This is a genomic window from Halobellus litoreus, from assembly GCF_024464595.1.
GTDB classification, from domain to species: domain Archaea; phylum Halobacteriota; class Halobacteria; order Halobacteriales; family Haloferacaceae; genus Haloquadratum; species Haloquadratum litoreum.
Map to the genome: position 1 here is coordinate 844257 of NZ_JANHAW010000002.1, position 20878 is coordinate 865134.

At 69.1% G+C, this 20878-nt stretch carries 25 protein-coding genes; 10 read left to right on the forward strand and 15 right to left on the reverse strand.

Annotated elements, in window-relative coordinates; translation table 11 throughout:
* Positions 1-10 precede the first annotated feature (10 nt).
* The 5 genes from coxB (at position 11) to NO360_RS11835 (ending at position 4448) form a co-directional block, all read left to right on the forward strand.
* Complete coding sequence (coxB, locus tag NO360_RS11815) at positions 11-709, forward strand: cytochrome c oxidase subunit II (protein WP_256308009.1); 699 nt, start codon at positions 11-13, stop codon at positions 707-709.
* On the forward strand, positions 706-3384 hold the full coding sequence (locus NO360_RS11820) for a cbb3-type cytochrome c oxidase subunit I (RefSeq protein ID WP_256308010.1): 2679 nt from the start codon (positions 706-708) through the stop codon (positions 3382-3384). Before coxB ends, NO360_RS11820 begins: the two co-directional genes overlap by 4 nt.
* Positions 3385-3393: 9 nt before the next feature.
* The gene (locus NO360_RS11825) at positions 3394-3654 is read left to right on the forward strand and encodes a cytochrome C oxidase subunit IV family protein (RefSeq protein WP_256308011.1); all 261 of its coding nucleotides are present in this window, start codon (positions 3394-3396) and stop codon (positions 3652-3654) included.
* A gap of 64 nt (positions 3655-3718) precedes the next feature.
* Positions 3719-4189, forward strand: a complete 471-nt coding sequence (locus NO360_RS11830) for a hypothetical protein (RefSeq protein ID WP_256308012.1) — start codon at positions 3719-3721, stop codon at positions 4187-4189.
* A 55-nt stretch (positions 4190-4244) separates the two neighbouring features.
* Complete coding sequence (locus NO360_RS11835; protein ID WP_256308013.1) at positions 4245-4448, forward strand: hypothetical protein; 204 nt, start codon at positions 4245-4247, stop codon at positions 4446-4448.
* 23 nt (positions 4449-4471) lie between these two features.
* On the opposite strand, the gene NO360_RS11840 is transcribed toward NO360_RS11835, so the two are convergent.
* Genes NO360_RS11840 through NO360_RS11855 form a run of 4 tightly spaced genes read right to left on the reverse strand, consistent with a single transcriptional unit; the run spans position 4472 to position 7265 of the window.
* Positions 4472-4756, reverse strand: coding sequence for a DUF7410 domain-containing protein (locus NO360_RS11840; protein ID WP_256308014.1), 285 nt, complete (start codon positions 4754-4756; stop codon positions 4472-4474).
* Position 4757: 1 nt separating this feature from the next.
* Positions 4758-6143, reverse strand: a complete 1386-nt coding sequence (locus NO360_RS11845; RefSeq protein WP_256308015.1) for a hypothetical protein — start codon at positions 6141-6143, stop codon at positions 4758-4760.
* Between the two features lie 6 nt (positions 6144-6149).
* A complete protein-coding gene (locus tag NO360_RS11850) occupies positions 6150-6821 on the reverse strand; it encodes a DUF7546 family protein (RefSeq protein ID WP_256308016.1) in 672 nt (223 codons plus the stop codon).
* A 3-nt stretch (positions 6822-6824) separates the two neighbouring features.
* Entirely contained in the window at positions 6825-7265 is a 441-nt protein-coding gene (locus NO360_RS11855; RefSeq protein WP_256308017.1) for a hypothetical protein, read from the reverse strand.
* A 166-nt stretch (positions 7266-7431) separates the two neighbouring features.
* Here NO360_RS11855 and NO360_RS11860 point away from each other — a divergent pair, with 166 nt between their 5' ends.
* Positions 7432-8415: an FKBP-type peptidyl-prolyl cis-trans isomerase gene (locus NO360_RS11860; RefSeq protein ID WP_256308018.1), complete on the forward strand. Its 984-nt coding sequence runs from the start codon at positions 7432-7434 to the stop codon at positions 8413-8415.
* A 78-nt stretch (positions 8416-8493) separates the two neighbouring features.
* Here NO360_RS11860 and NO360_RS11865 read toward each other — a convergent pair whose 3' ends face one another.
* From NO360_RS11865 to NO360_RS11875, 3 genes are all read right to left on the reverse strand, one after another.
* Positions 8494-9120, reverse strand: coding sequence for a DUF7125 family protein (locus tag NO360_RS11865; protein WP_256308019.1), 627 nt, complete (start codon positions 9118-9120; stop codon positions 8494-8496).
* Positions 9121-9145: 25 nt separating this feature from the next.
* The gene (locus NO360_RS11870) at positions 9146-9988 is read right to left on the reverse strand and encodes a MinD/ParA family ATP-binding protein (RefSeq protein ID WP_256308020.1); all 843 of its coding nucleotides are present in this window, start codon (positions 9986-9988) and stop codon (positions 9146-9148) included.
* A 94-nt stretch (positions 9989-10082) separates the two neighbouring features.
* Positions 10083-10457: a YlbF/YmcA family competence regulator gene (locus tag NO360_RS11875; RefSeq protein ID WP_256308021.1), complete on the reverse strand. Its 375-nt coding sequence runs from the start codon at positions 10455-10457 to the stop codon at positions 10083-10085.
* Between the two features lie 154 nt (positions 10458-10611).
* On the opposite strand from NO360_RS11875, the gene dph2 reads away from it, so the two are divergent.
* Positions 10612-11646: a diphthamide biosynthesis enzyme Dph2 gene (dph2, locus tag NO360_RS11880; RefSeq protein WP_256308022.1), complete on the forward strand. Its 1035-nt coding sequence runs from the start codon at positions 10612-10614 to the stop codon at positions 11644-11646.
* A gap of 26 nt (positions 11647-11672) precedes the next feature.
* Here dph2 and NO360_RS11885 read toward each other — a convergent pair whose 3' ends face one another.
* From NO360_RS11885 to NO360_RS11905, 5 genes are all read right to left on the reverse strand, one after another.
* The gene (locus tag NO360_RS11885) at positions 11673-12125 is read right to left on the reverse strand and encodes a TIGR00725 family protein (protein ID WP_256308023.1); all 453 of its coding nucleotides are present in this window, start codon (positions 12123-12125) and stop codon (positions 11673-11675) included.
* A gap of 69 nt (positions 12126-12194) precedes the next feature.
* Positions 12195-12584, reverse strand: a complete 390-nt coding sequence (locus NO360_RS11890) for a hypothetical protein (protein WP_256308024.1) — start codon at positions 12582-12584, stop codon at positions 12195-12197.
* A 74-nt stretch (positions 12585-12658) separates the two neighbouring features.
* Complete coding sequence (locus NO360_RS11895; RefSeq protein WP_256308025.1) at positions 12659-13480, reverse strand: YkgJ family cysteine cluster protein; 822 nt, start codon at positions 13478-13480, stop codon at positions 12659-12661.
* A gap of 66 nt (positions 13481-13546) precedes the next feature.
* Positions 13547-14341 carry an MBL fold metallo-hydrolase gene (locus tag NO360_RS11900; RefSeq protein ID WP_256308528.1) on the reverse strand — a complete coding sequence of 265 codons (795 nt, stop codon included), beginning with the start codon at positions 14339-14341 and terminating at the stop codon, positions 13547-13549.
* A 164-nt stretch (positions 14342-14505) separates the two neighbouring features.
* Positions 14506-14778 (reverse strand): MarR family transcriptional regulator, encoded by a 273-nt coding sequence (locus tag NO360_RS11905; RefSeq protein ID WP_256308026.1) that lies wholly within the window; start codon positions 14776-14778, stop codon positions 14506-14508.
* A 200-nt stretch (positions 14779-14978) separates the two neighbouring features.
* Between NO360_RS11905 and NO360_RS11910 the strand changes: the two genes are divergently transcribed.
* Complete coding sequence (locus tag NO360_RS11910; RefSeq protein ID WP_256308027.1) at positions 14979-15698, forward strand: class I SAM-dependent methyltransferase; 720 nt, start codon at positions 14979-14981, stop codon at positions 15696-15698.
* Positions 15699-15769: 71 nt separating this feature from the next.
* Entirely contained in the window at positions 15770-16672 is a 903-nt protein-coding gene (locus tag NO360_RS11915; RefSeq protein WP_256308028.1) for a glycosyltransferase family 2 protein, read from the forward strand.
* A gap of 76 nt (positions 16673-16748) precedes the next feature.
* Here NO360_RS11915 and NO360_RS11920 read toward each other — a convergent pair whose 3' ends face one another.
* A complete protein-coding gene (locus NO360_RS11920; RefSeq protein WP_256308029.1) occupies positions 16749-17579 on the reverse strand; it encodes an amidohydrolase family protein in 831 nt (276 codons plus the stop codon).
* Positions 17580-17843: 264 nt separating this feature from the next.
* Here NO360_RS11920 and thsA point away from each other — a divergent pair, with 264 nt between their 5' ends.
* Positions 17844-19412, forward strand: coding sequence for a thermosome subunit alpha (gene thsA / locus NO360_RS11925; protein WP_256308030.1), 1569 nt, complete (start codon positions 17844-17846; stop codon positions 19410-19412).
* A gap of 41 nt (positions 19413-19453) precedes the next feature.
* Here the strand turns inward: thsA and NO360_RS11930 are convergent, their stop codons facing one another.
* Both NO360_RS11930 and NO360_RS11935 read right to left on the reverse strand, forming a co-directional pair.
* Complete coding sequence (locus NO360_RS11930) at positions 19454-20263, reverse strand: SAM hydrolase/SAM-dependent halogenase family protein (protein WP_256308031.1); 810 nt, start codon at positions 20261-20263, stop codon at positions 19454-19456.
* Between the two features lie 9 nt (positions 20264-20272).
* Positions 20273-20806, reverse strand: a complete 534-nt coding sequence (locus NO360_RS11935) for a nicotinamide-nucleotide adenylyltransferase (RefSeq protein WP_256308032.1) — start codon at positions 20804-20806, stop codon at positions 20273-20275.
* Between the last annotated feature and the right edge of the window lie 72 nt (positions 20807-20878).

The following is a 20878-nucleotide window of genomic DNA, read 5'->3' on the forward strand; positions in this document are numbered from 1 at the left end:
CGTGGTAGTGATGAACGTACACGCCGTGGGACCGGTCATCCCGCTCCCACCACAGGCAGGGTTGATCCCGCGAGGGACTCGGACGGTCGTCTTCGAGCGCATCTTCGAGGTGTTTCTGGGGCTCGGAACGCTCGTCGGCGTCGTCGTCGTCGCGTATATGCTTTACAACGCGTACACGTACCGCGACGGGTCGCATCGCGACGGCGACTTCGAGCCGCCGGCGCTCGGCGAACTGCCCACGGGCGGGGGCGGGGGCCGGAAGCTGTTCACCTCGTTCGCGCTCAGCACGGTCATCGTCATCTCGCTCATCGCGTGGACTTACGGGACGCTCCTGTACGTGGAGGACCCACCGGAACCCGAGATGGAAGTCGGCGTCGAGGGCTACCGGTTCGGCTGGGAGTTCACGTATCCGAACGGGTACTCCGAGGACGGCACCCTCCGCGTCCCCGCCGACGAGGTGATTCGACTCCGGGTCACCTCCAGCGACGTGTTCCACAACTTCGGCGTGCCCGAATTACGCGTCAAGACGGACGCGGTCCCCGGCCAGACCACGACGACGTGGTTCGAGGCCGAGGAGGCGGGGAACTACACCGCACAGTGCTACGAACTCTGCGGGCGCGGCCACTCGTACATGACGGCGACCGTCGTGGTGATGGAACCCGACGAGTACCGCGAGTGGTACGCAAACACGACGGTAAACAGCTCATGACCGACGAAGGATCTACCGAGCCGAACGAGTCCGTCGGCGAGACGACCGGGAGCGGCGTCGCCGACGGGGAGGAGACCGACGGCGACGTCGGCGGCGGGGAGGCAACTGACGGCGACAGAGGCGGTGGGAAAGGGATCGACAGCGACACGAGCGGCGGGGAAGCCACCGACGGCGGGACCGTCACCGGCGAGGAGATTCCGGTCGAGGGCGCCGTGTCCGACGCGCTGACGGCGGCGACGCATCCCTCCCGGTCAACCGTCCGCCACTGGCTGACGACGACGAACCACAAGGACGTCGGGATCCTCTACATCGTCACGTCGCTGTTCTTCCTGCTCCTCGGCGGCCTGCTCGCGTGGCTGATGCGGATCCAGCTGTGGGAACCCCGCGCCGTCGGCGAGGGGATTCTGGGGCCGATGGCCTACAACCAGGCCGTCTCCGCGCACGGGCTGGTGATGGTGTTCTGGTTCCTCTCGCCGTTCGCGTTCGGCTTCGCGAACTACGTCGTCCCGCTGCAGATGGGCGCCGACGACCTCGCATTCCCCAGGCTCAACGCCCTCAGTTTCTGGCTGTACCTCTCTTCGGGACTGCTGTTCGTCGTCTCGTTCTTCCAGGGCGGCACCTTCGCGGGCGGGTGGACGATGTACGCGCCGCTGAACCTGCCCACGTTCACGCCGGACGTCGGGGCGAACACCGCGATTCTCGCGCTCGTCCTCTTCGTCGTCTCTGTCACAGTCTCCTCGGTAAACTTCCTGACGACGATGCACCGGATGCGCGCGGAGGGGCTCACGCTGCGGCGACTCCCCATCTTCTCGTGGTCGATCCTGCTCACCGTCTGGATGATGCTCTTCGCGTTCGCCGCGCTGCTGGCGGCGCTCCTCATCCTCTCGTCGGATCGCATCCTCGGGACGGCCTACTTCGTCCAGGAGACCGCGGGCGGGTCGCTGCTGTGGACCCACCTGTTCTGGTTCTTCGGCCACCCGGAGGTGTACATCGTCTTCTTCCCCGCGCTCGGGGTGATGGCCGAGGTGTTCCAGACGTTCACCGGGCGACGCATCGTCGGCCGGAAGTGGTTCATCGCCGCGATGGTGCTCGTCGCGCTCCAGAGCTTCGTCGTCTGGATGCACCATATGTTCCTGACGGGCATCAACCTCGAAATCAAGACGCTGTTCATGGTGACGACCATCGGCATCTCCCTGCCGTTCGATCTGATGGTGTTCGCGCTGATCTACACGCTCGTGAAGGGGCGCGTCCGGTTCACGACGCCGTTCCTCTTCGCCTTCGGCGGGCTGATACTGTTCATCCTCGGCGGCATCACCGGGGTCTTTCTCGGGGCCATCGTCCTCGATTACGAGTTCCGCGGCACCTACTGGGTCGTCGCGCACTTCCACTACGTGATGGTCGGCGGGGTGACCGCGCTCGTCGGCGGCCTCTACTACTGGTTCCCGAAGATCACCGGGCGGATGTACGACGAGTTTCTGGGGAAGGCGCACTTCGCTGCGTACTTTATCGGGTTCAACCTGCTGTACTTCCCGATGTTCGTCGCCTGGGAGACCCCCCGGCGCGTCTTCCAGTACAGCGACTGGATGGCGCCCTGGCACCAACTCGCCACCGTCGGCGCGTTCGTCCTGGGGCTCTCGTTCGTCATTATGTTCTACAACCTGACGAAGAGCGCGTTCGACGGCGAGCGCGTCGGCAACACGCCCTGGGAGTTCTCCCGGACCGCCGAGTGGGCCGTCCCGTCGCCGCCGCCGACGGAGAACTTCCCCGGCATTCCCTCCTACAGCGACGGCCGACTCTCGTTCCGGTCGCGGGGGGCCACCGACGGCGGCGATGCGGCAGCGACGGGGTCGACGGAGACCGACGGGGGCGTCGCCGCCGACGCCCACGCGGGGGCCCACGACCACGCTGACCACGCCAGCGTCTGGCCGCTCGCGGTCGGTGTCGGGGCATTCCTGCTGTTCCTCGGACTCTCGGGGGTTCGCGAGGGATCGCTCGTGGAGGGGCTGGCCGGTTCGGCCTACCTCTTCGCCGCGGTCGCCGGCGGCGTCGTCGTCCTCGGCTCGCTCGTCGCGTGGGCGATCGAACCGTTCGAGGCCCCGGAGGGCGGGTTCGGCGAGGCGTGGCCCTTCGGCGGCGTCGAGAACGGGAAGGTCGGGATGTGGATCTTCCTCGCCTCGGACGTGGTGCTGTTCGGCGGCTTCATCGGCGCGTACGTCTTCACGCGCGTCGCGGCGGGGTGGGTCGGCTGGCAGCCCGTCCCCGAAGATCCGATTCCGGGGCTCGTGAACACCTACATCCTGCTCGCGAGCAGTTTCACCGTCGTCCTCGCGCTGGTCGCGGCGCAGAAGGAGCACCGGTGGGGCGTCGTCGCCAGCCTGACGGCGACGATCGCGCTCGGGATCGGCTTCCTCGGCAACAAGGCCCTGGAGTGGCAGCACCTGTTCCACACGGGCGTCGAGCCGACCGCGAACATCGGGACCTCGACGTTCTTCCTGACGACCGGACTCCACGCCGCACACGTCGTCGCCGGGCTGATCGGCGCGCTGTACCTCCTCGGACGCTCGCTCGGGGGGGCGTACCTGACTGACCAGCGCCCGGTCGAGTACTTCGGGCTCTACTGGCACTTCGTGGACATCGTCTGGCTGTTCCTCTTCCCGCTGTTCTACATCCTGTGAGGTGAACATATGACACACACGAAACTGTACACGGCGATATTCGCGGTCCTGTTCGTCTCGGCGACAGTGCAGGTGCTCGTCGAGTTCGCGGGACTGGCGTACTGGACGGCGTTCGGCATCATCGTCGCGCTCTCGGCGTTCAAGGCCGTGCTCGTCGCGGCGTACTTCCAGCACCTCCGGTTCGAACCGCGCTCGCTGACGTACGTCGTCGTCATCGGCCTCGCGGCGGCGCTGGCGCTGACGCTCGCGGCGTCGTACTCGATCCTATGAATCGCGCGAGCGCACGAGATCGATCCGGCACCCGCACCAAACGTCCGGAATCAACCTCGCACCCGTGATCCACTCGATAACCGACTTCGAGAGCTCTCCCGACGCGGCCGGTAGCGACGCGTACACCAGTACCGGCGACGAACCCGACGCGCATAATGCCGCCAGCGACGACCTCGACACGTACCCTGCTGCCAGCGACGACCTCGACACGCACACCGCCGCTAGCGACGAACCCGATGCGCACACCGCCGCTAGCGAAGATCCGAGACGGCCGGGAGACGGCGACCGGCGCGAGACCGACCAGGGCGGCGAGCGACCGGCCGAAACCGGCGAGGCGAGTGAGGCCCGTCGCGTCGCCCTCGGCTACGCGCTGCTGTTCTCACTCCCCGTCGGCGTCGGCGTCGCGGTGATGCTGCTCCGGGTGACGGGAGGGCGTCCGACCGACGCGATCGTCGTCGGTCCGAGTCTCGCGCTCGCCACCGCAGTGTTCCTCCTCGTGGTCGGTGTCAGCGCGGGCGGGTCGACGAACCCGTGACCGACTCCCGATTTCGAGTCAACGTTTACCACGGTTGCGACCGAAACGGACGGTGATGGACGAAACCCAACTCGGCCTGGCGACCGCGCTCGCACTGGTCGTCGTCGGCCTCGTCGCGCTCCTCTCGGCGGAGGCGGCGGGACTGTCGACGGCGATCGTCGCCGCCTGCGGACTCGTCGCGCTGTCCGGCGTCGGCGTGCTCACCGCCGCCGTCGCTCGGCTCCCGGAGCCGGCGGGAAGCGACGATCACGGGGTGTGACCGGGCCGGCGACAGTGCACCGTTCACCCGGGCAGACTGAACGCGACGACGCCGGCGACGACGGAGGCCGCGTAGAGCAGGCCGACGGCGAAGACGACCTTCAGGTGCAGGCGGAACAGCTCGTCGCTCTCGGCCTCGCGGGCCTCCTCGTAGGCGCGCTCCTCCGCCGGCGTCGCGTCGTGTCGTTCCCCGACGTGGAGCGCGCGCTGCCGCTCGGTGACGAACGGGCGACCGCAGTGCGGACAGACCGGTGTCTCGCGGTCTGCGTCGGGTACCGTCGTGTCGGGAGCGGGCGGAAGGCCGGACATCTCAAGCGATCCCCGCGGCGATCGGTTGGGCCACGATCCAGAGGCTGACGGTCGTGTACAGGACGGCGACGGCCGCGAAGGGGTACTGGCTCCTGATCGGCTGTACCCGGCCCGCGAACAGCTCGAACGCCCGGGCGTGGGCGACCCAGACGGCGAGGACGTGCCCGGCGACGATCGCGAACAGCTGCACCGCGCCGAACCACCCCGGCGGCGACAGGACGACCAGCGACCCCGGCGGGGCGAGCGGCGCGGCGGCGACGGCGGCGACCGTGGGCGCGAATCCCACGAGGTACCCGACGAAGTGCGCGAAGTGGTAGCCGGCGGCGATCGGAATCAGCGCCGGTGCGAACCAGCCCGCGAGGTACCGCGCCGAGACGTACGTCGGGGCGGTCCGCCTGACGCCGCGGGCCGCGAGCCAGTAGCAGCCGAGGAAGCAGCCGAGCCCGCCGAGAAGCCCCGCGAGCGTGACCGGCCAGGCGGGGACGCCCAGCGTCGTCACCGCGGCCGTGGCGCTCCCCCACGCGGCCGTCGAGACGAGGCCGTCGAAGGTCGTCACCCAGACGAGCGCGACGACGAAGGCCACGTCGTCGAGGTCGGAGACGGTCGGCTCGCGCGCGAGACCCGCACCCGGAAGGCCGACGTCCAGTCCCGATTCCGTCCGGCGGATCGGGGCGAAGCGGCCGTAGAGCGCGAACGTCCGCGCGACCGGATCGACGCGGTCGAACCAGGCGTCGCCGAAGGCGGCCGCGCCGGCGACGGTGACGCCGGAGTAGCCGACCACCGCGGCTGCGAGCAGTCGCGGGTCGGCGGCCACCGGGCTGAGGACTTCGAGGCCGACGAGCGCGAGGAGGCCGGCGACGCTCGGCCAGGTACCTACCCGGGCGGGGAGCGAGCGCGGTTCGACGGGGAGGAGGGACGCGACGGTGCGCCAGGGGTTCAGCGCGGGCCAGGTGTCGCCGACGGCGTACGTCGTCGTCGTGTACCCGGCCCACCACACGACCCAGACGCCGAGCGTGAGGAGGTTCGCCGCCGGCGCGTCGGGGCCGATGAGCCCCACGGCAACGACGAGCGGCACCGCTGCGACCGCCGCCCAGCGGGCGACTCCGACGAGAAAGGGGCCGACGGGTGGCAGCGAGCGACCGCGGTGCGGGACCCCCTCGACGACCCGCCGATCCGTCAGGAGGCTCGTGAAGAGGAAGGACGCGCCGACGGCGCCCGCGCCCGAGGCGATCACCAGCCACGAGGGGACCGGCGCGCTGCGGGTGACCGCGCCGAGCGACCCGGCGTGTGCCACTGCGGGCTCGACGAACACCGTCGTCGCCAAGAGCGTCACGAGAAGCGTCGCCAGGAGCGTCGCGAGCGCCGGGAACGGGCGAGGTCGGGGCATCGGGACTCACTCCCGACGGCCGGCCACGGAAAGCAGTCCCACGGCGAGCACGAAGCCGAGCGTCGAGAGATCGACGCTGAACGGTTCGACCGTCGCGAGCGCGGTTGTGCCGCCGACGACGCCCACGGCGACGGACTCGACGAGCGGCAGGCTGCAACCGACGCAGGAGGCGATGCCGACCAGTCCGGAGAGCGCCCGACGGCCGGCGTCGAGCAGGGCGGCGTACACGAGCACGGCGAGCGAGAGGTAGCCGACCACCCTGTAGGGAACGACGTTCAGCGTGAGGAACGAGCCGCCGTAGGCGACGCGCGGCCCCCAGCCGGGCGCGGCCAGCGTGACCTGCAGTCCGGTGACGTGGGCGTGAGAGTGACCGAATTCGAGCCCGACGAGCCCCGAGAGGGACGCGAGCGCGAGGAAATACGCCGCCGCGAGGACCGCCGCAGCGATCCTGACCCGTCGACCCGCGGGCGGAAAGCGGACCCGGGCCGTCGCCGCGAGGCCGACGTTCATCCAGACAAACGGGTACAGCAGGTATCGAACGGATCGGATTTCCGGGTCCGCGACCGCGAGATACGTCCCGACCGCGGCGGCTTCCACGAGCAGGACGACGGCGATCAGGCGGACGCCACGGGCCGAGGCTCGTCTCGACCGGTCGACGACGGTCGGTGCCTCGGTCATCGTTCAGACGAGTCCGAGGAGGCTCACTGCGACCGCGACGAGCAGTACCAGTCCGACGGCCCACGATCCGAAGGCGGCAGCCTGCGCGGTGTGGAGCCCGCGGGACCGCGCGGCCACGAACGTCCCGTAGAAGACGTACCCTACGAGGACGGCGATTCCGACCGCCGCCAGCAGCGCGGTGGCTCCGCCGGAGACGCCGGACGCGACGTCGAACCCGCCGACCGCGAGGACCGTCGCTCCCCCCGCCAGGAGCGTTAGCACGAGGAAGCCGACCGTCCACGCCACGGGGGTCCGCGCCACCGCGGCAAGGCGAGACGAGAGGTCCTCGCCGTCGTCGCCGTACGTCGGCGTGTAGCGGAAGCGACTGCGTGAGAGCAGCAGGACCGCACCGCCCACGATGAGCACCCCGAGCAGGAAGCTCGCGACGAGCGTCGTCTGTGCCATTGGAACAGTTGTATATCACTTTCGTCCGTGATAAATCCTCGCCGCGGCGTGGCGTCGAAACCGCGGCAATTCCGCGGCCTGCTCGGCTGTGCTCCGGTCGAACCCCGCAGATCCGTCTGCGAGTCGAAACGTGATTCTTAAGGGTCGCACGGGAGATTGTCCGCGTATGAGTGACGAACAGCAGGCGGACGCCGCCGAATCGCAGGCAGACGCCGACGCTGAAGACGTCGAAGAAGACGTCTCCGGCATCCAGGACGGCGACTTCGTCCGTCTGGCCTACACGCTCCGGACCGCAGACGACGACACCGTCGTCGACACCACCGACGAGGAGACGGCCGAAGCGGCCGACATCGACACCGACGAGTACGACTTCGAGCCGCGGGTCATCGTCGTCGGTGCCGGTCACGTCTTCGAGAGCGTCGACGAGGCGCTCGTCGGCTCCGAGGTCGGGGACTCCGGGACGGTCGAGATCGCCGCCGAGGAGGCCTTCGGCGAGTACGACGACGAACAGGTCCGGACGGTCAGCGCCAACAAGATCGACGAGGACGAGCGCTACCCCGGAGCGCAGGTCCAGATCGACGGCGATCAGGGTCGGATCGTGACGATCGTCGCGGGACGCGCACGCGTCGACTTCAACCACCCGCTCGCCGGCGAGGACCTCGAATACGAGTACGAGGTCCTCGAACTCGTCGACGACCGCGAGAAACAGGCCGCGAGTATGCTGGAGATGTACCTCCAGCAGGCTCCCGAGGTCTGGATCCAGACGGACACGGTCGAGGAAGAGCAGCTTGTCGAGGAGGAGAGTGACGCCGACGACGAGGGCGAGGACGAAGAGGACGAACCCGAGTTCGAGACCGTCGAAGTCGAGAAGGAGACGCTGTACATCGAGGCCACTCCGCAGATGACGATGAACCAGCAGTGGATGTTCTCGAAGCAGCAGATCGCCCAGGACGTGATGGACCGACTCGACCTCGATCGGGTCATCGTCCAGGAGACCATCGACGGGATGGGCGGGATGATGGGCGGTATGGGCGGAATGATGGGCGGCGCCGGCGGAATGGGCGCCGAGGATATCGAAGAGGCCATCGAGGACGTCGACGTCGACGCCGACGAACTCGCCGAGGAACTCGACGCCGACCTCGAAGAGTAACGCTCCCGCGGAGATCGGACGCGGCTCTTCTCGCTTGCGTCGTTCGAGACGGTGACTGCCGAGAGCGGGTAGGAAGTGCTAGGCGATGTCGCGGCTCGTGTCGACGGTCACCCGCTCGCCCAGCCGGAGCTTGATCGTCTCCTCGGGCGGCTGGACGCCGCGGAACTTCGGCACCGCCAGCCGGTTTTCGATCTCCGATCCCTTGATCTTCGTGTGGAGATCGAAGACGACGTCGGCCATATGTTTCGTGTACCTTCGGTTTCGCGGCTCCCCGTCGCTTTTCATTCCGTGGAGGACGGCCAGCCCGCCGGTGTTGACCATATGCGTCTGGAGTTCGTTGAGGAACTGGCGATAGCGGGCGGGGTCGGTCTCCTCTAAGACGTCGACGACGTCGACGATCATATTCGCGCCCTCCGGGAGGTCGCGGATGAACCGATGGGCGGTGTCGAGCGGGGCGTTGCCGCCGACGTCTCTGACCGTCGGGTCGCCGACGTGCCCCGGTGCCCGGTCGACGGCGTCCTTGACGGCCTGGTCCGAGCGGATCGTGGTGAGGTACAGCGACGCGCGGACCGCGGTCAGTTCGTAGAGAAATAGCTCCGACTGGCTGGCGGGGTCGGCCGCGAGGAGCACGATGCTCCCTGGCGGAATCCCGCCGTCGAGTTGGCGGTCGAGGACGCTGACGCCGGTCGAGAGCCTACCTGCCACGGCGTGCGCTACGGAGGCTAGCGGCTTAGGTGTTCGGTCGCTCGGAGAGGGAGTCGGCGAGTTCGTCGTACGCGCGTCGGACGGCCGGGTCGCAGAGCGGGTCGGCGGCCGTCGAGGGGGCGGCCGGCGGCACCGCCCCGAGGATCCGACACCCGAGGAGGTCCTCGACGCCCGGCGGTGCGAGTCGCGCTCGGGTGAGCGCGCCGCCGACGACCGGCGTCCCGACCGCGCGCGCCATCGCGGCCGTCTTCGCCGCGTCGCGGAGCGCGGCGACGCAGGGCGTCGCGACGATGAGGACGCCGTCGGCGACCCGCAGCGGGACCGTCGCGTCCGGTCCGGCACCGGCGGGGCAGTCGACGAGGACGGTCACGGGGACGTCCCTGTCGGTGGATCGAGCGTCGAATCCGCCGCCGCTTCGACTGTCGCGCTCGCTGACGAAGCCACGGCCTCCGGCGTCCCGCTCGCCGGCGACGCCGCCGCTTCGGCCGCCGGGCCCGCTAACGACGCCCCCGCTCCGGTCGTCGCAGTCGCTCCCGACGCCGTCGCGACCCCGACCGTCGACCGCGTCGTCGCCGACAACCACGGGAGACGCCCCCGCCTCGCGCTCCCGAAGCCGACGCAACCGACCGCCGATTCCGTCTGGCGCGTCCCCCGACGCGGGAACGATCCGCGTGTCGTCGGTCGACGCCGGATCCGCGTGTCCGCGACCGCCCGGGGCGGCCGCCCGCGGGACGCCGGCCATCGCGTGGAGGTTCGGGAGGTCGCAGTCGGCGTCGACGGCGAGCGTCGGGCCGTCGATCGCGCGGGCCAACCCGAGCGTCGTCGTCGTCTTGCCGCTGCCTCCCTTGCCGCCGGCGATCGCGAGCATACCGCCCGTGGTCCCGGCCTCGTATTTGAACGCTCGGAGCGCTCTCGGCAGTCGCGGGCGCGGGACGCGAGAAACCAGTGCCGCCCGCGAGCGACTAGTCGTGACAGCAGCCGCCGGCCTCGCCGCCGAAGTCGACCGCCAGGGGTTCCGAGATCGACTCGTTGACCGCTTCGAGGCGGTCCTGAAGCCGCTCCTGGGCGTCGAGATACGAGGCCATCTTCGGCATCGAGTGCAGTTCCTCCTGGGCCTCCTGGACCTTCCGAAGGTTCTCTTCGGTCGCGTTGCCCATCTGGCGGGCGTGCATGTAGTGATCCCGGCGCTCCTGGAATTCAGAGATCTGCTCCTGGACGTCGTCGTCGGCCTCGACGGCCGCCTTCGTCTCCTCGAACGCCTGGTACTCCGAGGTCTCGGCGATCGCGTCGCCGAGTTCGCGACCGAGTTCTTCGAGCCGGTCTTGCTGGACGCTCATCGATCCGTCTTCGGACGCGAGGCGTTTCAAGGTGCCGGAGCGGGTGATGGCTGGATTGCCGACCGTCTGTCCGCCACGAAACACTCTCTCACGGTTGTTTTCGGCCGTCTCGGAACCGCCGGCGTTATGGGCGTCGGCCGGCTATGCCGTTGCAATGAGCCACGACGCCGCCACGGAGGGGGACCTCCGAAACACCGGGATGTCGCTGAAGCACGACCGCGAGTGGGACTACGAACTGGACCGGATCGTCGAGGAGATCGAAGACCGCGACGCGACGCGGGTCGGCCTGCAGTTCCCCGAGGGGCTGAAGCGCCGCGGCCCGGCCGTCGCCGACGACCTCCGCGAACTGTGCGACGACGACGTGACGTTTATGCTCTCGGGCCAGCCCTGCTACGGCGCCTGCGACCTCGATACCTACCTGATGCGCCGGACCGACGTGTTCGTCCACTTCGGCCACTCGCCGATGAAGGAGTCCGAGAAGATCATCTACGTGCCGCTCTTCTCGAACGTCGATCCGTTCCCGATCCTCGAGGAGGCCGTCGACGAACTGCCCGAGGAGGAGGTCGGCCTCGTCACGACCGCCCAGCACATGAACCGCTTCGGCGAGATGGTCGAGTGGCTCGAAGAGCGCGGCTACGACGTCCACACCCGTCGCGGCGACGACCGCCTCACCTACGAGGGACAGGTGCTCGGCTGCAACTACGCCTCCGCCGACATCGACGCCGACCAGGTGCTGTACGTCGGCGGCGGGAAGTTCCACCCGCTCGGCCTCGCGATGGAACACCCCGAGAAGACGGTGCTCATCGCCGACCCCGTCAACAACGTCGTGACCGTCGCCGACACGGAGAAGTTCATGAAGCAGCGCTACGGCGCGGTCCACCGCGCGATGGACGCCGAGAAGTGGGGCGTCATCTTCTGCACGAAGATCGGTCAGGGCCGGATGGAGATCGCCGAAGAGATCATCGCGGACAACGACGACGCCTACCTCATCACGATGGACGAGGTGACGCCCGATCGGCTCCGAAACTTCGCAATGGACGCCTTCGTCAACACCGGCTGCCCCCGGATCACGACCGACGACGGCCCGCAGTTCCACAAGCCGATGCTCACGCCGGGCGAGTACCGGATCGCGGTCGGCGACAAGCCGCTCGACTCCCTCTCGTTCGACACGTTCCACGGCACCTGGTAGCCCGGGCCGCCGGGCGCGACGGTCCGCTACCGTTCTCCCGCGACCGCCGATTCGACGTACTCGACCGCGTCAGCCACCGTTTCGACGGCCTCGACGTGCGCGGCGTCGTGGGTTCCGAGCCCCGCTGTCGGCCGGTCGTAGACCGACGCGTACCCCAGTTCCGAGAGCGTCCCGCCGCCGCCGTCGACCGCGATCACGGCGTCCCCGTTCATCACGACCAGCGCGTTGCGAGCGTGGCCCAGTCCGGTGGCGATCGCCTCGTCGACGTACTCGTTGGCGTCCGCGGGGCGGTCGCTCGGGAGAATCCCGATCGCGTGTCCGCCCGCCTCCGACGCGCCGCGACAGACGGCCGTCATCACCCCGCCGAGACCGCCGCAGACGACCGTGTGTCCGCGCTGGCCCAGCAGCCGTCCCAGGGCCGTCGCCGTCTCCGCCTCGTCGTCGTCGATCACGCTGCCGCCGATCACGCTGACTCGCATAGCGGACGCTCGACGGCGGAGGCAGTAGTGGTTTCGACTCGCTAGGGGGAACCGCGAGGCGATCCGGTGCTAGCTCCGGACCTCGATCGCTTCGATCTCTCCGAGGACCGGAAGCGTCCCGATGTCGTCGGCCGGACCGCATCCAGAGCGGGGGCGCCCCCGGAGCGGACAGACCGTCTCCTCGCCGACGACCGGGCTGCGGGTTTCGAGCACGTACGCCTCGTGGCGGTCGTCGCCCGAGACGGGCGCGAGATGGAGGATCCGGCGGTCGACGATCCCGTCGATGTCGACGTCCTTCTGTCTCGCGTCGACCGTCTCCTCGCTGACTGCGGCCACGCGCGTCACAATCGGCGATTCGAGTTCGACGCCGCCGACCGAGATGGAATCAACATCGAGCGCGATCTCGATCTCGTCGCCCTCGGTCGCGCTCGCGATCCGCTCGAAGCGATCAGCCGTCATTGGCGCTCGGTTAGGAGGGGACCGTCAAGAAGGCTCGCACCCGACGGGATCGCGATCCGGTTCGGGGGACTGCCTCACTCCCCGTCTCTTCTCTCGGGGCTGACCGCCGTCCCGTCGGGCCGTTTCGGTCCCTCGGAGTCGTAGACGACCACACCGTCGGCCTCGACCGGTTCGTAGCTGTCGCGGACGCCGATCGCCTCCTCTAACTCGCGGACAGCCCGCCGCTTGAGCGCGGCCGCCAGCTCCTCGGCCTGCTCGCGGGAGATGTCGCGACCGAGCCCCTCGCACTCGTGGGCGCGGACCATTCCCGCCTCGTCGACGGCCTCGCCCATCGGCTGACTGGTCCCCCCGAGCGCGACGCTGAACGGGTACGTTTCGCAGATCAGCGGCCGGTCCGCGTGGACGCTGCAGCCCCCCTTCGGCGTCCCGTCCGCCCGCTCGCCGACCTCCTCGTAGAATGCGCAGTCGCCGCAGGCGTCCGTCTGGAGCGCCCACTCGAACGTCTCGCCCTCGGGGCCGTCCTCGCCGTCGACGACTCCGTACGGCATCGGCCGGGCGACGTCGCGCCAGTCGTAGGACTCGTCCGTTTCGCCCTCCCCGTCGCCCGCAGGGTCGGCACTTCTCTCACCGTCGCCCGCAGGATCGGCTCCTCCCTCACCGTCGCCGTCCTGTCCTCTCTCCCCGCTCGCCGCCGACTGCAACCGCCGCACCTCGTCCGGGAAGACCGTCGCCGTGTGGGGTTCCGTACCTGTCCCGTCCGCGCGCTCGTGGCCCTTGCAGCACGCGCCGCAGCGCGTGCACTCGAAGCCGATGGACTCGATGGCGTCGGCCAACTCCGACACCGCGAGGTCGCGGGCGCGTTCGAGTTCGGCTTCGAGGGAGGGAGCGTCGCTCACGTGTCGGCGTCGGGCGGGCGCGGACAAAGGCCTCTCGGTCGCCCCCGCCGACGGAGACGAGCGCGCTCAGTACGGGTCGACCGTCTCCGCCTCGCGGTCGAGTCGCACGCGACGCTCGGCGTCGAGTTTCTCCAGGTGCGCGACGACCGTCGCCCGCGCGAACCCGCGGATGCCGGTGAGGTCCCTGTCGTAGACGGCGTCGAGGACGGCGTCCACGTCGCGAGCGCCGGCCTCGACGGCTGCCAGCACGTCGCGCTCGCGGTCGAGTCGCCGCCGGAGCAGCCGTTCGCAGGTCGCCCGCGACTCCTCGATGACCGGGCCGTGCCCCGGAAGGAGGCGCGGCGGGTTCCGGGCGTAGAGTCGGCGGAGCGCCACGAGGTACGCGCGGACGTCGCCCTCCGGCGCGGCGACGGCGACGCTCCCCTCTGCGACCGCGACGTCGCCGCAGAGCGTCCCGGCGTCGGTCTCGAAGGCGACGTGGTCCGGCGCGTGCCCGGGCGTGTCGACGACGCCGACGCCGTCGCCCACGGGGAGTTCGGAGCCCTCGACGAACGTCCGATCGGGGTCGATCCCGGTCGCCTCGGCGAAGCGGGTCTCTCGGCCGCGGCGACACCAGACGGTCGCGCCCGTCTCTGCCGCGTACGTCTCGACGGCACCCACGTGGTCCGGGTGGGCGTGGGTCACGGCGACGTGTTCGACCGAAGCGGCGGCGACGGCATCGTCCAGGTCGTCGGTTCTGGCCGGTGGATCGACGAGCAGTGCGGGGTCGTCGCCGACGAGATAGGCGTTGGTCGACCCCGTCGGAACGGGGCCGTCGACCGGGACCGGAACGCGACGGATCGGCGTCGCGTTCGGTGGAATTTCAGTCACGGGTGGGTCCTGTCGCGAAAGAGCAAACCGCTGGCGTCGGTGGTGTCGGTTGCGTTGGTGGCCACGGGGCGGTATCGGGCGTCTGAGAGTGTCGCCGGCGTCGAGAGCGGTCCGCTACGTAGCGAAATAGGCAGCCGAAGGTCGCGCTCCGGTATCTACGTATTCAGGTAGTAGACCTGCTTGCGGGCGTCCTTGAAACTGTAGCGCGACCCGACGAGTTCGGCGTCTTCGAGCCGATTGAGCGCGTAGCGGACGGTCCGGTCCGGCAGCAGCGATTCCTCGGCGAGTTGGCCCTGCGAGAGCGGGGCGTCGCCTTCGAGTACTTTCGCGACGAGTTTCGCGCTCGGGGGGAGTTCGCGGAGGCGGTCCCGGTACTCCGACTGCGAGAGGAGGTCGTCACCGTCGAGTTCTGCGGTACTGGTGCTCATACGGTACGCAAATTTCGCACTCTTGGTAAAGGTTGCCTACAAGTGTGACAATACAATCCGTAGACCTTATACACATACAAGGGAGGACGTGCGTCGTCTGACGCCCCCGTTCGGGAGCCACGGTCGAGCGCCGAACCGGTCCATCGGTTCGGCGCGGTTCCAGTACGGTTTTAGTCCACGAGCGAGGACTGGGAGGTAGCGTGAAAGGAAAGGAGTGGTACCAGGCCGACGACGTCGCCGAGGAGTACGACTCGAAGCGGTTCTCGCGGGGCGGGAGACTCATCGACGACCGCGAAAAGCGGGCCGTCGTCGAGGCCATCGGGCCGGTCGAGGGGAAGGACGTCCTCGAAATCGCCTGCGGAACGGGCCGGTTCACGGCGATGTTGGCCGAACGCGGCGCGAACATCGTCGGTCTCGACATCTCCAACGCGATGTTGGCCCAGGGTCGGGCGAAGGCACGGCGAGCGGGCGTCGCAGATCACATCGAGTTCCTCCGCGGCGACGCCGCGCGGCTTCCCTTCCCCGACGACCACTTCGACGCGGTCTTCGCGATGCGGTTTTTCCACCTCGCCGAGACGCCGGCGAAGTTCATGGCGGAGATGGCACGGGTCTCGAAGCACCTCGTCTTCTTCGATACGTTCAACCGACGCAGCACCCGCGTCGTCTACAACTGGCTGCTCCCGATGGGCTCGCACCTGTACTCCGCATCGCAGGTCGAGCGACTCCTCGACGACGCGGGCCTCCGACTGGTGAACGGCGAGCACGACTTCCTGCTCCCGTACGGCTTCTACCGGAAGATTCCCAACGGGATCGCCCGGGAGTTCCGCGACATCGACACCTCGCTCGGGGAGACCGCGATCGGGGACGCCCTCGCGTCGGTCTCCTACTGGACGGCGACCGTCGGCGACGGCAAGACGTGACGGGGTCTCGACGCGGCGAGGCCGCCCGTCCGAGGTGCGGCATTTAAGTTCTCGTGTAGCAACCTATGGGTATGGAGCTCTCGGTAGTGATCCCGACACTGAACGGTCGGGATCACCTCGCGGCCACGCTCGACGTGCTCGCCGCGAACGCGCCGGACGCCGAGGTCGTCGTCGTCAACGGCCCCTCGGCGGACGGGACCACCGGAATGGTCCGGGACCGAGACGACGTCGACGTGCTCGTAGAGGTGTCGGACCGGACGTTGAACGTCTCCCGAAACGCGGGGATCCGGGCCGCCTCGGGCGACGTCGTCGCGTTTTTGCGGCACGACCTCGCGGTCGAGGAGACCTGGACGGACGCCATCGAGGCGGGCGTCGAGCGCGCACCGGTCGTGACCGGGCCCGTCCACGAGACGTTGCCGGCGGGAATGACGACCACGGAACCGGAGCGACGGCGGATCAGAAACCGAGAGGTGACGTACTTCAACGGCGGCAACGTCGCCTTCCGCTCAGAGATTCTCGACGAACTCGACGGCTTCGACGAGTACCTCGAAACCGGCGGCGCGCGCGACGCCGCCCACCGGCTCGCGGGCCTCGACCGCGAGGTCGCCTGGGAGTCTGAACTCTGCGTCCGCACCGAGTACGAGGCCGACGGCGGGGTCGACGAGCGGGACCACGAGTGGAAATACCGCGCGCTGTCGTATCGGCTCGTGAAGAACTACGGCGTCCGTCCGACGGTGGTCCGCCGCGTCGCCTCCCACGCCGGGTCCGACGCCGTCGCCGCCGCCCGGGACGTCGTCACCGGCAGCGCGACGCCGACGGGCTGGGTCGGGAACGGGCGGGACGTCGTCGTCGGCATCGCGACGGGATGGTCGGACGGCCTCGTCGCGCGGGCGCGGGATCGAACGGCCGCTCGCAACCCGCACGGCTGCTCGAAACGGGCGGATCGGGCGGTCGCGAAGTACGATCGGCGGTAGGGGGCAGGCAGATCGGGCGGTCGCGAACGAAAATAAGGGAACTCAGCGGGGTCAGGAACGGAACGGCGGATCGTCGCTACGTCTCGCCGGGCGAGAGACCGGGGACGATCCGGGAGGCGTTCGACGAGAACGCCCGGCGCATCGCGTCCTCGGAGACGTCGAGGGTCAGGATCTCCATCACGCCGACGTTGGGGTGGGTCTCCGGCGCGCCGCTCCCGAACAGGACCCGGTCCGGGTGCTCCAAGAGCGCCCGTTCGAGGACGCTCCGAAAACGGACGTAGCGGGTGTCGAGATACAGGAGGTCGTAGTCGTCGAGGAGATCGATGGCGGTCGACATCAGCTCCCGGTCGAGCGGGTAGCCGCCGAACCCGGCGAGCACCACGGGAAAGCCGCGATCGAGGAGTGTCTCTTCGACCGCCGAGGGGGGAAACGCTCTGCCGGCACGCACGACGAGCGGCAGTTCGACGTCGCCCAGTTCGTCCAGCGTCTCCTCGTCAGGGAGGCCGTCCCGGTCGGGCGCGAGCGTGAACCCGTGGAACCGGTCGTCGTAGGCGTACTGCTCGACGTCTTCGGGGCTGACGTGGTGGTCCTTCCGGGACGCGGTGAGGTTTCGAAGCCGCGCGGACGCCCGGGAACTCGGATCGCGCGGGCCGTCGATGCGCGCGAACGCGAGGAACGGCCGGTCGACGCTCAATCGGGCGACGGCGTTGTTGGCGCGGAGGTAGCCCTGACCCTCGGGCCGCCCGCCCGGAGAGACGACCGCCCTGACGACCCCCGCCTGGTGGAGTTCGCGTTCGAGGGCTTCGGGGGTCGTCTCGCGACCCCGACTGGCGACCTCCGCCTCGTCGCTCGGATCCAAGCGCGCGTGGAGGTCGACGACCCTGAACCCGTGGTTCAACTCGAGCATCGTCGAACAGTGTCGCGGCGACGCAAATATACCTTGGCGATGTCGACGGCGGCGACCCGGAGCGAGACGGCTCGCTGGAACGCGCCGGTTCTCAACGGAGCAGAAACCATACGAATTCCGAACGAATCGAACGCGAGACTGTATCTTGCCATTCCGTCGAAGACTCGAAAGAGACTTAGAGAAAAGTAGAGGCCGTTTGAACCGCTACAAACGCTATCTATATATAGAACTGCAATCGTACTCACCCGCCGAGGATTCATAGATATGTCGACACGTATGCAACCACTGTACGTTCTTTCGAGTGACAGCCAGCGGACCAGCGGCGGCGACGCCCAGAGTTCGAACATCCGAGCGGGCAAAGCCGTCGCGAGCGCGGTCCGAACGACGCTCGGCCCGCGCGGGATGGACAAGATGCTGGTGGACTCGCAGGGCAACGTCGTGGTCACCAACGACGGCGCGACCATCTTGGCGGAGATGGACATCGAGCACCCCGCCGCGCAGATGATCGTCGAGGTCGCCCAGACCCAGGAGGAGAGCGTCGGCGACGGCACCACGACGGCGTCTGTACTGACCGGCGAACTGCTCACCTACGCGGAGGACCTGCTCGACGACGACCTGCACCCGACGGTGATCGTCGAGGGCTACCACGAGGCCGCGCGGCTGGCTCAAGAGGCGATCGACGAGCAGGTGCTCGACGCCGCACTCGACGACGACCTCCTGCGGTCGGTCGCGGAGTCGTCGATGACGGGGAAGGGGACCGGCGACGTCACCGCCGACGTCCTCGCGGGACACGTCGTCGACGCCGTTCGCGCGGTCCACGACGGAAGCGGGCGGTTCGATCACGACGACGTCCGCGTACTCACGCGGACCGGCGCGTCGTCCTCGGCGACAGAGCTGGTCGAGGGCGTCGTCGTCGACGAGGAGCGCGTCCGCGAGGGGATGCCCCGGACAGTCGAGGACGCGACGGTCGCGGTCTTCACGACGAAACTCGACATCCGCGAGGGGGAGTCCGACGCCGAGTACACCATCTCCTCGGTGGACCAGCTCGAAGCGGCCATCGAGGCCGAGGAGGCCGAACTCGCTGGGTACGCTGACGCGCTCGCCGACGCGGGGGTCGACGTCCTGTTCTGTACGAAGTCGATCGCCGACCGCGTCGCGGACCGCCTCGCGCGACACGGGATCCTCGCGTTCGACAGCGTGAAATCCTCCGACGCGAAGGCTGTCGCCCGCGCGACGGGCGCGAAGCAACTCGGCGACGTGAAGGACCTCGACGCCGCGGACTTCGGTCGCGCCGAACGGATCTCGATCCGGCGCTTCGGCGAGGACGAACTCACCTTCGTCGAGGGCGGCGACGCGGCGAAGACCGTCACGCTCCTGCTCCGCGGCGGCACCGAACACGTCGTCGACGAACTCGAACGCGCGATCACCGACGCCGTGGACGTGACCGTCGCCGCGATCGATTCCGGCGGCGTCGTCCCCGGCGCGGGCGCGACCGAGGTCGCTATCGCCGAGTACGTCCGCTCGCACGCGGGCGGGGTCCGGGGCCGAAAGCAACTCGCCGTCGAAGCGTTCGCCGACGCCGTCGAGGCGCTCCCGCGCACGCTCGCGACGAACACCGGGATGGACCCCATCGACGCCGTCGTCGAACTCCGCTCGACGTTCGACCGCGAGGGCGTCGCCGGCATCATCTCGGAGGGTCGCACCGGCGCGATCGGTGACCCGGTCGAGGCGGGCGTGCTCGACCCCGCGGCCGTGAAGCGCGAGGCGATCACCGCCGCGACGGAGGCGGCGACGATGATCGTCCGCATCGACGACGTCATCGCGGCGAACTGAGGGCGACGCCGAGCGACCGCGGCATCCGGATGTTCCGATCCTCACCCGACGAGGACGACCTCGTCGCCGGGGGCGAGGTCGAACGCCTCGTCGCCGCGCCCGCGGTTGACGTCGCACTCGACGAAGCCGTGGCTGCCGACGGTCACGAGGCGTTCGCCCGTGTCGACGGCCGCGAAGGCGGTCGCGACCGCCGCGGAGACCCCGTTCACGTCGACGGTGTCGCCGTCCCGTCCGTCCAGAAACGATCCCGGAACGTTCGTGATGGCGTTCCCGAAGTCGTCGACGACGAGCACCTCGCCGCGGGCCGTCGCGGCGTCGGGATCAACCGTCGGCTCGGGGAAGCGGCAGTCGACGACCGAGTCGGGTGACCCGTCGGGCGGGACGGACTCGATCGGCGAGACGGCGTCGAGCGATTCGAGCGCGCCGACGCCGACCTCGTGCACGTCGGCGGCGGCGGGGGCGAAGACGTCACGGCCGTGGAACGTCGACGAGGCCGGGTCGTCGTAGTCGTATCTGAAGCACTCGACGTCGGGGACGGCCTCGCACACTTCGGCGGCGATCCTGCGGGCGGCCGGCAGCGCAACGCCGTTGTCGGGGGCGACGAGCGCGTGGTCGCCGACGCGGACGACGAGCGCGTCGCGCTCGGTCCCGACGCCCGGGTCGACGACGACGAGGTGCACGGCGGGGGGAAAGTACGGGAGCGTCTCGCGGCACCAGAAGGCCGCCGCGCGGACGTCCTGTCGGGGGAGGTCGTGGGCGACGTCGACGAGGCGTGCGTCGGACCGCCGGAGGACGACGCCCTTCATCGCGGCCGGATACGGCGAGCCGAAGTCGGAGGCGAGGGTTATCATTCCGCGTCCTCACTCGGGGTCGTCGGTATCGTCGCCGTTTGTATCGGTGTCGCTGACGCGCTGGATGCGCTCGATGCCGCCGATCTCCTCGACGACGTCCACGACGGGGTCGGGGACCAGGTGCCGCCACTGCGCGTCGCGGATCATCCGCGCGCGGAGTTCCGCGCCCTCGAGGACGTCGCGGTTGAACATCGGCGACTGTCGGACTTCGACGCCCGCCTCCGAGAACAGTTGGATGACGAGCGGGTTGTTCGAGTAGGCGACGTCGAACGCCGGGGACATGCTCTGGACGTGGCTCACCCACACCGAGTTCCGGTCGAGGTCCTCGATGGGAACGACGTACGTGGTGACGTCGAGGTCGGCGACCGACTTGGTGACCATCATCACGCGCTCGCCCGCCGTGAACGGGTTCCGCGGGCTGTGGGAGTCGCCCGCGGATCCGATGCCGAGAACGAGTTCGTCGACCTCGGTCGCGATCTCCTCGACCATCCGGTGGTGCCCGTCGTGGTAGGGCTGAAACCGGCCGATGTAGAACCCCCGCATACCGTCTCCGTCGGTCGCGTCGTTTATAAATACCGCGAGATCCGTTAGCACCCACATATACGCGCGATACGG

Coding starts and splice junctions, on each gene's coding strand:
- coxB (WP_256308009.1), top strand. CDS start 11: ATGAACGTACACGCCGTGGGACCGGTCATCCCGCTCCCACCACAGGCA.
- NO360_RS11820 (WP_256308010.1), top strand. CDS start 706: ATGACCGACGAAGGATCTACCGAGCCGAACGAGTCCGTCGGCGAGACG.
- NO360_RS11825 (WP_256308011.1), top strand. CDS start 3,394: ATGACACACACGAAACTGTACACGGCGATATTCGCGGTCCTGTTCGTC.
- NO360_RS11835 (WP_256308013.1), top strand. CDS start 4,245: ATGGACGAAACCCAACTCGGCCTGGCGACCGCGCTCGCACTGGTCGTC.
- NO360_RS11840 (WP_256308014.1), bottom strand. CDS start 4,756: ATGTCCGGCCTTCCGCCCGCTCCCGACACGACGGTACCCGACGCAGAC.
- NO360_RS11845 (WP_256308015.1), bottom strand. CDS start 6,143: ATGCCCCGACCTCGCCCGTTCCCGGCGCTCGCGACGCTCCTGGCGACG.
- NO360_RS11850 (WP_256308016.1), bottom strand. CDS start 6,821: ATGACCGAGGCACCGACCGTCGTCGACCGGTCGAGACGAGCCTCGGCC.
- NO360_RS11855 (WP_256308017.1), bottom strand. CDS start 7,265: ATGGCACAGACGACGCTCGTCGCGAGCTTCCTGCTCGGGGTGCTCATC.
- NO360_RS11860 (WP_256308018.1), top strand. CDS start 7,432: ATGAGTGACGAACAGCAGGCGGACGCCGCCGAATCGCAGGCAGACGCC.
- NO360_RS11870 (WP_256308020.1), bottom strand. CDS start 9,988: ATGCTCGCGATCGCCGGCGGCAAGGGAGGCAGCGGCAAGACGACGACG.
- NO360_RS11875 (WP_256308021.1), bottom strand. CDS start 10,457: ATGAGCGTCCAGCAAGACCGGCTCGAAGAACTCGGTCGCGAACTCGGC.
- dph2 (WP_256308022.1), top strand. CDS start 10,612: ATGAGCCACGACGCCGCCACGGAGGGGGACCTCCGAAACACCGGGATG.
- NO360_RS11885 (WP_256308023.1), bottom strand. CDS start 12,125: ATGCGAGTCAGCGTGATCGGCGGCAGCGTGATCGACGACGACGAGGCG.
- NO360_RS11890 (WP_256308024.1), bottom strand. CDS start 12,584: ATGACGGCTGATCGCTTCGAGCGGATCGCGAGCGCGACCGAGGGCGAC.
- NO360_RS11905 (WP_256308026.1), bottom strand. CDS start 14,778: ATGAGCACCAGTACCGCAGAACTCGACGGTGACGACCTCCTCTCGCAG.
- NO360_RS11915 (WP_256308028.1), top strand. CDS start 15,770: ATGGAGCTCTCGGTAGTGATCCCGACACTGAACGGTCGGGATCACCTC.
- NO360_RS11920 (WP_256308029.1), bottom strand. CDS start 17,579: ATGCTCGAGTTGAACCACGGGTTCAGGGTCGTCGACCTCCACGCGCGC.
- thsA (WP_256308030.1), top strand. CDS start 17,844: ATGTCGACACGTATGCAACCACTGTACGTTCTTTCGAGTGACAGCCAG.
- NO360_RS11930 (WP_256308031.1), bottom strand. CDS start 20,263: ATGATAACCCTCGCCTCCGACTTCGGCTCGCCGTATCCGGCCGCGATG.
- NO360_RS11935 (WP_256308032.1), bottom strand. CDS start 20,806: ATGCGGGGGTTCTACATCGGCCGGTTTCAGCCCTACCACGACGGGCAC.